Raw genomic sequence first — 14,303 nt, forward strand, 5'->3', positions numbered from 1 at the left:
CCCCCGGCTCCTGCTGTCGGTCGTCGGGCGACCGAAGCATCAGCGCAGGATGATGCCGATGCGTCCGACGAACCCGTCATATCGACGCGTCGGCACGTTGGAGTTGTTGCGGGCGTATCCAGCCTCTCCAAACAGGCTAAAGCGTTCGTTCAGCCGCTTTTCGAGGCCGCCGGTCAGGCGCAGCTGCGTGTCCTTGCGCTTGTAGGGATAGAGGGACGAAAACGGCGCCTTATAGTCCCGATGCACGAGGTAGAGGCGCCCATAGGCTTGCAGATCCTCGCGAATGTCTGTCCGCGCGGTCAGCAGGGTACCATAGCCATTGTAGCTGAACCGGTTGGCCTCGGCATTGGCGTGCAGGCCCAGGAGCGAGGCGTTGATCCGGGTGGGGCCGTTGTTCGGACGCCAGAAGTGGCGGATTTCGCCCAACCACTCGCTCTGGTCGTAGCCGCTGAAGCGCCGTTCGGTCTGGTTGCGGTGCCCATAGCGCAACCGCACCGTCGTGGTGTGTTCCGCATTGTGGCGGTGGATGAGTTGCGCATCCAGCCGCGGGCGGTCGAACACTCGCCCATGGTTTCCGAACACATATTCGTAGCTCGGCAGAAGTCGCAGTTTGGTCCTGCCGTCGGAACTGAGCGGCAGATCGAAGCGGGCGCCGATTGCAAGCGGGTAGCGGTTGTAATCGGAGTTCGATGGGAAGATGCGGAATCCCCCCGATGCGCGTACGATCGCCGGCCCGATATCGTAGTTCACACCGATCTCGCCATCGAAGACGGAGCGGATGCGGTCCTGGTCGGGCGAGGTGTCCACCACGTCCGGCGGAACCACGTCGAGGCCGTAGGAAAGCTCCCCGTCCAGGGAGACGCGGCCATCCTGAGCCCAGGCACATTGCGGCGCGAGAGCACATGCGACGGTCGCCGCGAGCGCAATCCTTTTCATACGGCCTCCGAGACGCGCGGATTGGGGGGTGGGCTTTGCGGCCAGGGATCACGGCCGATCTGGATCCGCGTCGAGGTCGACATGATCGGGATGCTGAGCGCCGATTCCAGCGTGTACCAGGACCGAAGCGCGCGAAAGAGGATGTAAGCCGGCAGCGAAAGCAGCGCCCGCGGACGGTTGTTCGCCAGGATCGCGAGGGCCGCCGCCAGCATCGGAGAGCCGATCAGCACGGCGACGATCGCCTGCCAGTGCGGGAGCGCCACCGATCCGGATGTGATTAGCAACTCCAGAACGCCAAATACGGCGAGCGGGAGCATCATCGCTCGACGCGCGGTATTCAGCAGCATGTACGGCAGGACCAGCTTGCCGCGAACGCTGAAGTTGGGGGAACTGATCAGCGAATGCGCCCGGGCGCTGACATGATACACCGACCGGAACCAGCGCAGCCGCTGCTCGCGCAGATGGGCGAAGCTGGTCGGCACTTCCGAGACATAGCCGACGCGCTGATCGACCAGCGTTCGATATCCGAGTTCGGCGATCCGCAGGGAGACGTCGGTGTCCTCCCCGTTCATGCCCGAGGCGAACTTCCCGACCGACCGCAGCGCTTCCGCGCGGTAGATGACGAACATGCCGGGAATGCCGACCAGGCCGGACGCGGCGCTGAGCGCGGGTGAATAATAGCCGTGCTTGACGATCACCTCGACCAGACGACCCGGATCGAAGATCGCACCGCCCGGCGGCAACGGAACGCCGCCGACCGCGCCCACGCTCGGATCCGCGAAATTCTGCATCGCCAGCGCAAGATTGTCTTCGCGAACATGGGTGTCCGCGTCGATCCGGATGATAAAGTCGTGGCTGGCTCGCGCGACCCCTTCGTTGAGGGCATGTGCCTTTCCGGGGGTGGGGACATGCAGGACCACGCCGCGGATCGCTCGACAAGTGTCGATCGTCGCCCGCGCGATTTCCGCCGTCGCGTCTTCCGATCCATTGTCGATGACAATCACTTCGACCGGCTGTCCGTAATACGCAGCGGCGCGGTCGATGTTCTGGATCGCCTGTCCGATCGCATACTCCTCGTTATATGCCGGCACGATGACGGAGACGGGGGGCCTGAAGTCACGGCGCGAGAGGCGTTTCCGCTCGAAAATCGCGACCACGTACAGCTGGGCAAACAGGACCAACAGGAACAGGATGACCCCGGGGCCGATACCACCGAGCAGGGTGATCCGGCGCAGTTCGTCAAAGAGCGGGATGGAGGTCGAGGCCGCCCAGATCGACGCGATCGCCGCCACCGCGCCGGTCAAGCCCAAGCGCCAGAACGTCCGGGTGTTGGGTTGGTGTCCGCGTTCGACCGGCACGGGCGACGGCATGGTCCCACGCCGGATGATGACAAAGGCAAAAACCGCCATGCCGGCAAACCCGCCCATGACCTGGATCGCGAGCAGGGGGAACGGAGACCCCGTGTAGACAAACAGGGCGATGCTTCCCAGGTCGAGGATGATGCACAAGGCGATGTAGCGCACGCAAACGTCGAGACAGAACAGGATCCGCGCCCGTCCCGTCCCTGACGCATAGATCGAAAATGCGATGAAGAAGGACAGCATGAAGGTGCGGATCGAGATCGCACTGAACCCGACATAGGGCCCAAGGACGTAATCATGGGCGTAAAAGATGCGCTCGAGGTGGCCGAGTTCAAAGACCCACAGTTGAAGCAGCGCCAGTATGGCGAAGGTCAGCAAGAGGGCCGGTGCGCGCGACAGCGCCACGGGGGACGCCAGGCCGCCGGCGAAGCTGTCGGCCGACCCGAAACTGGCTCGCCGGCGGTCAAACTCCGGAGGAGGAGACATTATTGCGCGGCATCGGCAGTGGCACGGGGCGTGCCAGCCGCCCCGGCCGCAGGCGCCGGCGCGGCCGCCTCGGCCGGCCGATTGACGGTAACCAGCAGCGCCACCGCCGCCTTGGCTGCGCCGCCCTGCGGCGAGAAGGGCTCCACCATAGCTCCCGCGCGCTGATCGCCCGGGAAATAGACCAGCCACTGTTGGCCCACCGGGCGAACCCGCCGCAGTGCCGCCGACACATCTCCAGTCAGAACCTCGATCGTCGAACCGGGTTGTGAGGAGGAGAAGGAGATCGACGACGGCTTCATCTGCGCCAGCAGCAGCGCTGCGTTCTGGGCCTGCGGCGCGCTTAGCGTCCCGCTCTTGAACGCGGCCGGCATGTTGGCGCGAACCTGTGCTGCCACCTGTGCAAGCGGCGGAATCAGGCGCTCACCGCCGCCCCGCAGCACCGTGTCCGGAAGCATCTCCGCCGCGATCAGGCGGCGGGAGCCGCAGCGTTGCTCGTCGCGCTCATGCGCCGTCAGCGTGACGGCCAGTTCGTTGCGGTCGGACTGATCGCCCGCCGGCAGCGCAACGGAATTGTTGAACCGCTGGTCGGTGTCGCTCAACGTGCGGGTGAGCAACAGATGGTCGTTCAACGTGACGAACAAGGCGGTACGCGTGTCGCCGATCGGCCCGACCAACATGCGCAGGTCGAGGGCAGAAGGCAGCTCGCCGTTCGGCAGCTGTGACACGTCATAGCGGTAGCGCCAGGTGGTCTCGCGATCGAAGCGGCGGGCACCGGCATTCTCGCTCACCGAGACGAGGCTGATCGGATAGCGCAGTTGCGGAATCCGCGAGGGACGACCGGCGGCGACCTTTTCTACATCGGCCAGTTGCTGGCCAGCATAGCCCTTGTCACCGAAATAGATACCATAGCCTCTTTGAGCGAGGCGCGCCGCCGTGATCAGCGTGACAGCGTCCACAGCCTTGCCGTCGGCACGCCATTTCACGGGGATCAGATCACCCCAGAGCGCGAGCCGGTCGGCAATCGTCGAGGGTGCCTTGTCGAGGGCCATTCTCAGGCCGCTCTCCGGAAGGATGGCGACGACCGCAGCAATCGCCTCGTTAGGCGTGCATTCCGCCATCGGCCCATGGCCGACCAGCGCAAGGCGAACGTCCAGTTCGCCAGCCGCCAGTTCGGTCGGAGTGAGTTCGACCTGGACGCGTTGGCGGACCCGCCCGGGCTGGAGCACCGTGTCCGCGCGCTTGACGCCGTTGATGGTGACCCGCAGCGCGCCTTCGCTCCCCGGAACCGTGTCCGAGCTGAAAACGAGGTTGTACGTCCCGCTGAGCGGCCGAGCGTCCGTCGGCAAACGGAACTGCTTGCTGGTGTACGACGGGAAGCCGGAAAGAATTAGAGGCGTGTCGGGATAGACTTGCGCGACGAAGACGTCCTTCCCGTCCTCGTCAAGGAAGGAAGTGGAGCCACGCTGATAGTCACCGAACATCGGATCGTTCACACGAACGTTCCGTCCCATGACTCGATCAAACACGCCGCTTTGCTCGACTGCGATCAGCAGGCCGACGAAGAGAAGTGCCAACAGGCACAGGACCCACAACCTCATCTGCGTTCTCCCTCAACGCTGGGCCTGGGCTCGACCTCGAGGGTCGCCCGATCAGGCTCGTCCATGGCCGCGCGCCGCGACCGGTTCCAAGCGGAGCGGGCGCGGATTTGGCTCCGATCCACCCGGTCCGCGTAACGGTTCGAAATCTCGAGTGTTTCGGCAAACAGGGCGTCTGTCAGCAGGATCGGGTGCAAGCCGAGACCGCGGAAGGTGGCGTTGCTCACCTTGAGGTCGTTCTCATCGGCCTCTTTCCGCGGATTGGGCACGAAGTTGACCGTCGCACCCGTGACTTCCGAGACCAATTCGGCAAGATCCCGCACGCGAAGCGTCTCCGCCGCCTGGTTCAGGATCTTTACGCGGTCTCCGCGCGACGGCGGGTTTGCGATCGCGAGCTCAACGCACCGGACCGTGTCCTCGATGTGGATGAACGCGCGGGTCTGACCGCCCGTACCATGGATCGTCAGCGGGTGTCCGATTGCCGCCTCGACGAGGAAGCGGTTCAGTACCGTTCCATATTCCCCCTCATAATCGAAGCGGTTCATCAAGGCCGGGTGCAGGCGTGTTTCCTGCGTCTGCGTTCCCCAGACGATCCCCTGGTGAAGATCGGTCACCCGCACGCCATCATTGTGCGCATAATATTGGAACAGGAGCTGGTCGAGAGATTTGGTCATGTGGTAGACACTTCCCGGCTGCGTCGGGAAAAGTATCTCCTGGTCCCTCAAGATATCATCATCATCCGGAATCTTTACCTTCAGGTACCCTTCCGGAATCTCGAACCCGGCGCCATAATATCCATAGACGCCCATCGTCCCTAGGTGGACAACATGACAGTCTAGGTCTGCCTCTACAAGCGCAACCATTAGGTTGTGTGTGCCGCCTACGTTGTTGTCGACAGTATAGCGCTTCTCCACTTGTCCGCGCATCGAAAAGGGCGCCGACCTCTGCTCGGCGAAGTGCACGACGGCGTCCGGGCGCTCCCTGTCGATAAGAGCCGCGAAACGCGGATAGTCGGCAGCGATGTCGAGATATTGGTAGCGAATGACGTTCCCACTGGCCTCTTTCCAGGAACTCAGCCGGACATCGATCGTGGAAATGGGGGTCAGGCTCTGCGCGCCCATCTCTGCATCAATGCGTCGCCGGGAGACGTTATCGACAATCATGACGTCGTTGCCGAGCTGAGACAGATGCAATGCCGTCGGCCAACCGCAGAAACCGTCGCCGCCAAGCACCAAGATCTTCTTAGACATGCACGCAGCCTCCGTCGCGATCGACCCGCCCTGCGGGCAGTTAAGTGGCGCCGTCGTGACCTATGAAATGTGCTGGCGGGGGGTTGCCCTGACTATAGGGGAATGTACGGACGGCCGGCTGCGGCCGGTGCGGAGGAAGTGCGCAAGAAGTACTTCTACTGCACTGCTAAATGGCTCGTAGATGACGGGTGCACGCGCCATACAATTGCTTGGATGAGGCAACGGGTCCATCCAATTACACGCGTCACGTTTGTGGATTTCATAGCATGGATAGATCGCGCCCGCTCACGAACCACGCAGACGCACCGAGCTACCGGCTCGAGGGCTTATTGATCCTCCCGAAGGTCCGCTGATGACGAGGCAAGTCTTCCCTGTACGTCGTTGACGAAAAGGAATTTAATGTAACAAATGGATGTGGCGATGATTGTGGCCCAACAAACGCCGTATCGCCGTGGGGGAGATCTGAATGCGTGCGCTGTCCCTTACCGTCGCGCTGTTGCTCACGAGCACGGCGCCCATTTCTGCACAGGCTCCTGGCAATGTGGGGCCCTACAACGCGGCGTTCCTGAAGGGCGGCATCGGCATCGAGCGTCCGCTGCAGCGGGCAGAGACGATCGTGGCGGCAGGTGCGCCCTGGTCCATCTCCACCTGGGTGCGCCCGGACGAGGCGCGGAGCGATGGAATTCTGGTTTCGGTAGGCGACCCGCAGGGCACAACCCGCCGGCTCGATCTGCGGGATGGCAGGCCGCAGGCCGGGGATGGCGTGCGGACGGTAATCGGCGGCCTCGCGCTGGCAGCAGGCAAATGGACGCACCTGGCGGCTACCTCGGACGGAGAGACCCTCACCCTCTATGTCGATGGTCGGCGCGCGGGCCGCACCCCCGCTTCCGCAAGTCCTGTCGCGCCGATGCTCGGGATCGCGCCCGCAGTTCAGGGTCGCCATTTTGGCGGCACGCTGGTGCATGCGGCGCTGGCGGGAACCGAACTCACGCCGCGAGCCGTCATAGCGGCCGCTCGCAACCGGCCCGACTTCGACCTGGTGCAGATCTGGCAGGTGGGGGTCGGCTGGGAATGGCAGAAGCAGGCGAACACCGGACTTTGGCGGCAGCAGGACCCGTGGACCCTGCCCCAGGCACGCGGCACGGCGACCTCCGCTCCCCGAGCGCGACCGGTGGAAGCAGCCCCGGCTCTTACTCGCAGCGCCGACGAACGCTGGACCATCCACGGCTGGCAGCTCGCCGCCGTCCCGGAGGTGAAGGAGGACGGCGCGGCCTTGTCCCGCGCCCCCCGTGCGAGCGGCACCTGGCATGCCGCGACGGTGCCGGGCACGGTGTTGACCACACTCGTCGACCGCGGGGTCTATCCCCACCCCTATTATGGCCTCAACAACCTCGCGATCCCCGAGAAGCTGGCGCGCCAGGATTATTGGTACCGCACCAGCTTCACCGTGCCTGCGGAGGCCGCGGGGAAGCGGCTGACCCTGATGTTCGGCGGCATCAACTATGCGTCCGAGATCTGGGCGAACGGGCAGCGGCTGGGCACCACCAAGGGCGCGTTTATCCGGGGCCAGTTTGATTTCGTGCCGGTTACGGGCGAGAACCGGCTCGCGATCCGCGTCTCCCCGCCGCCGCACCCCGGCATCCCGCACGAACAGTCGATCGCGGGCGGTGTCGGCGAAAACGGCGGCCAGCTGGCGATCGACGGCCCCACCTTCATCGCGACCGAGGGCTGGGACTGGATACCGGGGATCCGCGACCGCAACACCGGCCTGTGGCGTCCGGTCGAACTGCTCGCGCATGGCGAGGTGCGTATCCTCGATCCCCAGATCATCACCGACCTGCCGCTACCGCGCACCGACAGCGCCGACGTGCATGTGACCGTGCCCATCGAGAATGCCGGCACCGCCGCGCGGCAGGTGACGGTCCGCGCCGCCTTTGGTGACGTGCGCGTGGAAAAGACGGTGTCGGCGCCGCCGGGAGAGTCGCGCATCGTCTTTACCCCGGCCGAATTCCCCGCGCTGCGGGTTCGGAACCCGCGCCTGTGGTGGCCGAACGGATATGGGGAAGCCGCGCTCTACCAGCTCTCGCTGGAGGCGCTGGCGGACGGGCAGTTGTCCGATAGCAAGACCCAGCGCTTCGGCATCCGCGAGGTGAGCTACGACCTGTCGCTGTTCGACAGCGCGGGAGCGCTGCGGCGCGTGAACGTGCAGACCACGGACGGGAAACTCGCCGGCACCAAGCTGATCGATGTCACGCATGAGGCAATCAAGCAGAGCCCGCGCGGCTGGGCGGAGTCGCTCACGCCAGCGGGTGAGCGCTCGCCTGCCGTCACCCCGCTCGCACAGCAGATGCCCGAGCCCCACCTCACCCTCCGCGTGAACGGCGTGCCGATCGCCGCGCGCGGCGGCAACTGGGGCATGGACGATGCGATGAAGCAGGTCAGCCGTGATCGGCTGGCGCCCTATTTCCGCCTCCAGAAAGAGGCGCACATGAACGTCATCCGCAACTGGATGGGCAACAACAACGAGGAAGAGTTCTTCGAGCTTGCCGACGAGAACGGCATGATGATCCTCAACGACTTCTGGCAATCGACCCAGAATTTTCAGGTCGAGCCGCAGGACCCGCAGCTGTTCCTCGCCAACGCCGTGGACACGGTGAAGCGCTATCGCAACCATCCATCAATCGTGCTGTGGTTCGGCCGCAACGAAGGCGTCCCCTACCCTGCACTGAACGAAGGGCTCGACGAGGTGATCGCCGAGCACGACGGCACCCGTTGGTTCACCGGCAGCTCGAACGTCGTGAACCTGCAGGGGTCGGGCCCGTACAACTATCGCCCGCCCGTCGGCTATTTCACCGACCTGGCAACCGGCTTCTCGGTGGAAACCGGGACGCCGTCGCTCTCGACGCTGGAATCCGTCCGGGCGTCTGTCCCCGACAGCGAGTTGTGGCCGCTCAGCGATACGCTTGCCTATCACGACTGGCATTTCGCCGGGAACGGCGACACCAAGAGCTTCATGGAGGCGCTGGCGACGATGTTCGGCGAAGCGAACAGCTTCGCGGACTTCGAGCGCAAGGCGCAGATGATGAACCTCGAAACGCACAAGGCGATGTACGAGGGGTTCCTGGGGCATCTGTGGACGAAGAACTCCGGCCGCCTGCTCTGGATGACGCACCCGGCATGGCCGTCGAACGCGTGGCAGATCTACAGCTGGGACTATGACACCCACGCCGCCTATTACGGGGCAAAGAAGGCGGTCGAGCCGCTGCACGTCCAGCTCAATCTGCCCGGGAACGAGCTGGTGGTCCTCAATACCACGCAGCGGGCAGCACCCGGCCTGACCGCGCGCACGCGGGTCATCAGCCTCGACAATCGCGAGCTGTTCACGCGCAGCGACCGCCTCGACGCGCCCGCGAACCAGGCCACCCCGCTCGCGCCCGTGCCACTGGGCCACATCTTCGCCCAGACGCCGATGGTGTTGGTGAGCCTCCAATTGCTCGATGGCGAGAACCGGCTTGTGTCCGAGAACTTCTATTGGCGCGGCCGGGACACGACTTCCTATCGTGCCCTGAACAGCCTCGCCCCGGTGCAGTTGCAGGCGCGCGCCGCAGCGCCGGTTGCAGAGGGTGAAGACCGGATGATCGCGGTGATCCTCAGAAATCCCAGCCGGACGCCGGTACTCAACGCCAAGCTGACACTGGTCGACGCGCGCGGCGAGCGCATCCTCCCGGCCTATTACAGCGACAATTACGTCGCGCTGCTGCCGGGCGAGCAAAAGCGGATCGAGGTACGCTATCCCGCCAGCACGGCCGGGGCACCGTCGCTGACGCTGCGAGGGTGGAATGTCCCGCAGCAGGTGGTGACGGTCGCGCCATGACCCTGCGCGCTCGCGAGTAGCTGCGCGACGCGACCTAGCTGACGGTAGCGCGTCTGGCTGCTTCCCCCTCGCCGGCCACGCGGGCGAGGAAGGCGGCGTGGGGCTCCGCCTGCGCAACCGTGCCCGCGATCGCGGCCCGCATCCGTGTGAACGTGTCGGTCAGTTCGGCGTTGCTGAACCGGTCGGCCAGCGGGGACGGACGATCCGGCAGGTCATCGAAGCCCGCATACAGGCTCAGCCAGCTCGGGTCCTGGAACGTCTCCCACTCGCGGCGCACGAACTCGCCGCTCGCCCGCCAGGTGTCCAGCTTCAACTGGAGCCCTTCGGGCGGCACGATCGCACGCATATGGTCCCAGAACGGCTCACCGGAGCGGCCATTTTCCCAGTAGTGCAACAGCAGGAAGTCGCGCAGCCGCTCGAACTCGAGCACCGATTGATAGTTGTAGGCGGTCGCCAGGCGCGGATCAAAGCCGGCGTCGGGGAAAAACCGCACCAGCCGCTCCAGCCCCGTCTGGATCAGCGAGATGCTGGTCGACTCCAGCGGCTCGAGAAACCCCGAAGCCAGACCGAGGCCGATCACGTTGCGGTCCCAGAACCGCGCGCGGTGTCCGGTGGTGAACCGCAGCCGGTTGGGCTGCCCCAGCGGCTCGCCCTCCAGCCCCTCCATCAGCATCGCCTCTGCCGACGTGTCATCGAGGAAATCCGAGCAATAGACATGGCCATTACCGATCCGATGGCGCAACGGGATGCGCCATTGCCAGCCAGCGGACCGCGCGATGGCAATCGTGAAAGGCTCGGGCGCGGCATCCCGCGGGCAGCAGGGAATAGCGATCCCGCGATCGACCGGCAGCCAGTGCCGCCAGTCGACGTATGGCACCTGCAGCGCCTCGCCCAGCAACAGGCTGCGAAAGCCCGAGCAGTCGATCCACAGTTCGCCTTCGATCCGGCGGCCATCCTCCAGCAAGACCGCAGCGACGTGCCCGCTTTCCGGGTCGCGCTCGACCCGGTCGATCCTGGCATCGACATGGCGGACGCCTGCGGCGACGGCACGGCGGCGCAGCAACGCCGCGAACCGGCTCGCGTCAAAATGCACCGCAAAGTCGAAGACGCCGAGATCATTCGTGGGGTTCTGCGCGGGCTGCAGAAAGCGCCCGTGCTCGGCGAGTTGGGTCGCAAGCGAATAAGCGGCGAGCGGCGTCGCATCGCCGGCCTGCCGCAGCTTGAGCCAATACTGATGGAACGCGACGCCCCGCGCCGGCACGCCGTAGAGGCCGAACGGATGGAAGAAGCGGTGGCCAGGCTCCTTCCACCCGTCGAAACGGATGCCGTATTTGATCGTGCCTTCGGTCTCGCGCAGCACCTCCGCATCGCTGAGGCCGACCGCCGCGAAGAAGTCGCGGATCGCTGGAACCGTCGCTTCGCCGACGCCGACCGTACCGATCGTCGAGCTTTCCACGACCGTTATAGAGGGTCGAAGGTGGGCGAGTTGCCGCTCTAGATAGCTCGCGGCCATCCAGCCGGCCGTGCCGCCGCCCACGATCACGATGTTGCGGACCGGGTTCATCCCGTGGGCTCCTCCGTTACGCGAGCATATCGGCAAAGCAACGCCGCCGCACCCGGTTGTGCAGGTGCGGCGGCAGCGAGGATCGGCACCACGCGCGTCAGAACCGGGCGCGCACCCCGGCAATGAAGCGCCGTTCGTAGATATTCTCGAACAGCACCTGGTCGGAGAAGGTAAGGTAATAGCGCTCCGTCTCGCCGGTCAGGTTGGATGCCTGGCCATAAAGGGTGAGGTACGGCAGCACGTCGTAGGAAACCGACGCATCCAGATAATTTGTCGGGCGCTGATACTGCGCGAGCCCGGCGATCCCGCCGTAGTCGGACGAGACCAGGCGCTTGGAGCGGTAGTTGTACGCGACCCGCGCCTGGAAGCCGTACTTCTCGTACCAGATCGCGGCGTTGACCTGGTGTTTGGAATTGTCCTGGAACGGCTGGTCATGGCCCGCCAGATCGACGCGTCCCGTGTCGCCCAAGGACAACGTATAGTTCGCGTCGAGACCAAAGCCGCCGAGGAAGCCGTCGACGCCATAATCCGCAAGCGCCTGACGTGCCGAAGCCTCGATGCCCTTCAGCGTGCCGCCCTTCCCCTGCTGGGTCGTGCTGACGGGGACAGGCCGGCGGATGACGCCGTCGTTGTCGGGTATGTCGTTGCGGATGACGGTCGCGTTCTCGATGAAGCTGTCGACATCGATGTAGAAGGCACCGATCCCGACCACGCTCGACACGCCGGTGTAATATTCGAGGCTGAACTCGGCATTGTCGGCCCGCCAGGGATCAAGCTGCGGATTGCCGCGCGCATTGGCGCCGCGCGCCTCGAACAGCCCGGTCGCAGTGTTGATGGCGTAGTTGACGTTGAGACCGCCGCCCCACTGCAGGAAGTCCAACAGCGTCATCGTCTTCGCATAGGCGCCCCGCAGCTGCAGGCCCTTCGCCAGCGTGAAGTCGAGGTTGAAGGCGGGCAGGAAGTCGGTGAACTCGCGCTTGGTGCTGAGGTCGCCTGCATCGACACCCGACACGCCATAGGGCTGCGGCACCCCGACGATGTTCTGCCGCACCGTGAAGCGGGTGTTGACGATACGGACACCGCCATTCGCCCTGAACGGCAGGCCGAACACTTCGCCCTCGCCATCCACCTCGGCATAGCCTGAGATCTGGCGCAGGTTGATCCCGAACGAATCCGCCGGGTTCACGTTGTTCACGCTGCCCGGATAGAAGCTGTTCTGGAACGCTTCGGAATTGTCCATCGCCTTGGGATCGAGGACCCACAGCGTCGGCGCTCCGGCAGCGGGGAGATTATACTGCTTCATCATGCCCGCGAAGACGGGGTCGTTGCCCTGCCTCGTGTAGCCCGCAGTGTACGGATTGCCCGCTGCATCGCGGACCGCGCACGCATTGTCGCCCAGATTGACGTCAAACGCCTTCCACTTGACGTAGCAGCCGGCCGCCGGGTTCACCGGGTTGTCGGTGTTGCCTGCGTAGAAGGGCGAGATGCGCTCGAAGGTGAACTGGTCGACGCTGCGCTTGCCGTATCGGGCGCCAACCTTCAGCGCGAAGGTTTCGCTCGCCTTCCACTCGCCGTCTGCGCGCAGCGCCCACAGATCGCCATCCTGATAGACGTTGTTCTCCGAAGATATGGTCTTGAGGCCATAGCGCGAGACGTCACCCGTCTGGTCCAGGAACGCCTGGGAGAAGGAGAAGACGGGGCGGCCGCTGGTATAGTCGACCGTCGCATCCTGGCTGTAGACCGGGTAGCCGGTGGGGTTAAAGCGGACGTCGCCGCCCAGCGACGCGGGATAATGGCCCACGCCCTGATAGGCCCATTGGACGCCGTTGGTCAGGTTGAACTGGGCATAGGATTGGTCGAGCTTGCGGCTGGCCTTGCCATAGATGCCGCGAACCGTCGCCTTGAAGCCGTTACCGGCATCCCAATCGAGCTGAAGATTGTAGTTCTGGGACTTCGACCGGATGCGGAATGTCTCCGCATAGCTGTCGAAGTTCGGCAGATCATAGGCATAGGTCTGCACGGTATTGAGGTTGTAGTCGCCGACCACGGCTCCCGTATCGCGCGATCCGGTGGGCAAATAGGGAGACGATTGCCAGTCCACCATCTGGAACTGGAACCCGGCAGTTCGGTCGTACTGCGTCTGCTTGGTGTAGAAGCCGTCGGCCGTCAGCCGCAACGTGTCGGTGAAGTCGAACTGGACCGAAGCGTTGGCACCAAATCTCTCGCGGCTGGTGATACGGTTCCAGGCAGTATGCGACTGCGGTGTGATGAAGGCATCGTTGGCATCACCGTCGCCGTTCACGTCGAAGCCGATGATCTCGCCCGCACTGTTGCGCACCGGTGCGCCGCGGCTGACGCCGTTGTTGCCGACGGCAAAGTCGCCAGGGTTCGTCGCACTGCCGCCCTCGTTGCGCAGGGTGACGCCATAATCCTGGATGCCGCGGAAACTGTTGCCAAGGTCGAGGTCACTATAGGCGGCCGACACCAGGATGCCGAAGCGTCCGGAGTTGTACGAAACCAGGCCGTTCGCGGCCGGATTCCACTTCTTGGTCTTGTCCCCATATTGCGCCTCGGCGGCCGCGGCCACGGTAAGCCCGCTCTTGAGGTCGAAGGGACGCCGGGTGAGCAGATCCACCGTGCCGGAGAGCCCCGCCTGCTGCAGGGACGCGGTCGGCGACTTGAAGATGATCGCGCCCGAGAAAAGCTGGGATGGGATGTCGGTAAAATTCGGCTGCACCGTGGTTACCGAATTGGCACCGAGGAACTGTTCGCCGTTCAACAGGGTCGTGACCTGCGGCAACCCGCGGATGTTGATGGCGCCGCCTTCCCCTGCCTCGCGCCGGATCTGGACGCCCGGGATGCGCTGGAGTGAATCGGCGATGGTGATGTCGGGTAGCTTGCCGATGTCCTGCGCACTGATTGCGTCGACGATGCTGTTGGCGTCGCGCTTGATCTCAATGGCGCGCGCCTGTGCTGCGCGGATGCCGGTGACGACGATTTCAGAGCCGTCGTCGTCCGATTGGCTGGGAGCCGCAACTGGGTCCTGAGCTTGAGGGGCCGTACCGGGATCGGCCGCGCCGACGTCCTGGGCATGGGCTGCTCCGCTATAGAACGTGCCTATCGCGATAGCGGACAAAGGCAACAAGGCGAGACGACGTGCGCAAGCTCTTCTCATAACCATGCGACTCTCCCATACGACCGGTTTTTACTCGGATTCGAATAGTAATTTATTTGTTC

At 64.5% G+C, this 14,303-nt stretch carries 7 protein-coding genes; 1 reads left to right on the forward strand and 6 read right to left on the reverse strand.

Going from position 1 to position 14,303, the window contains the following annotated elements:
* Positions 1–39: 39 nt before the first annotated feature.
* The 4 genes from QP045_RS09020 to QP045_RS09035 are packed head-to-tail and all read right to left on the reverse strand — an operon-like array spanning position 40 to position 5,628.
* The gene (locus QP045_RS09020; protein ID WP_422514652.1) at positions 40–936 is read right to left on the reverse strand and encodes a hypothetical protein; all 897 of its coding nucleotides are present in this window, start codon (positions 934–936) and stop codon (positions 40–42) included.
* Complete coding sequence (locus QP045_RS09025) at positions 933–2,783, reverse strand: glycosyltransferase (protein WP_422514653.1); 1,851 nt, start codon at positions 2,781–2,783, stop codon at positions 933–935. Before QP045_RS09025 ends, QP045_RS09020 begins: the two co-directional genes overlap by 4 nt.
* Complete coding sequence (locus tag QP045_RS09030) at positions 2,783–4,381, reverse strand: cellulose biosynthesis cyclic di-GMP-binding regulatory protein BcsB (RefSeq protein ID WP_422514654.1); 1,599 nt, start codon at positions 4,379–4,381, stop codon at positions 2,783–2,785. Before QP045_RS09030 ends, QP045_RS09025 begins: the two co-directional genes overlap by 1 nt.
* The gene (locus QP045_RS09035; protein WP_422514655.1) at positions 4,378–5,628 is read right to left on the reverse strand and encodes an NAD-dependent epimerase/dehydratase family protein; all 1,251 of its coding nucleotides are present in this window, start codon (positions 5,626–5,628) and stop codon (positions 4,378–4,380) included. The genes QP045_RS09030 and QP045_RS09035 overlap by 4 nt, the downstream gene beginning before the upstream one ends.
* Positions 5,629–6,094: 466 nt before the next feature.
* On the opposite strand from QP045_RS09035, the gene QP045_RS09040 reads away from it, so the two are divergent.
* Positions 6,095–9,502, forward strand: coding sequence for a glycosyl hydrolase 2 galactose-binding domain-containing protein (locus tag QP045_RS09040; protein ID WP_422514656.1), 3,408 nt, complete (start codon positions 6,095–6,097; stop codon positions 9,500–9,502).
* 34 nt (positions 9,503–9,536) lie between these two features.
* Here QP045_RS09040 and QP045_RS09045 read toward each other — a convergent pair whose 3' ends face one another.
* Together QP045_RS09045 and QP045_RS09050 are read right to left on the reverse strand one after the other, a co-directional pair.
* On the reverse strand, positions 9,537–11,066 hold the full coding sequence (locus tag QP045_RS09045) for a tryptophan halogenase family protein (RefSeq protein WP_422514657.1): 1,530 nt from the start codon (positions 11,064–11,066) through the stop codon (positions 9,537–9,539).
* Between the two features lie 97 nt (positions 11,067–11,163).
* On the reverse strand, positions 11,164–14,208 hold the full coding sequence (locus QP045_RS09050; protein ID WP_422514658.1) for a TonB-dependent receptor: 3,045 nt from the start codon (positions 14,206–14,208) through the stop codon (positions 11,164–11,166).
* Positions 14,209–14,303: the final 95 nt, after the last annotated feature.

The sequence above is a fragment of the Sphingomonas sp. 3-13AW genome (assembly GCF_049311085.1).
Lineage (GTDB): Bacteria > Pseudomonadota > Alphaproteobacteria > Sphingomonadales > Sphingomonadaceae > Sphingomonas.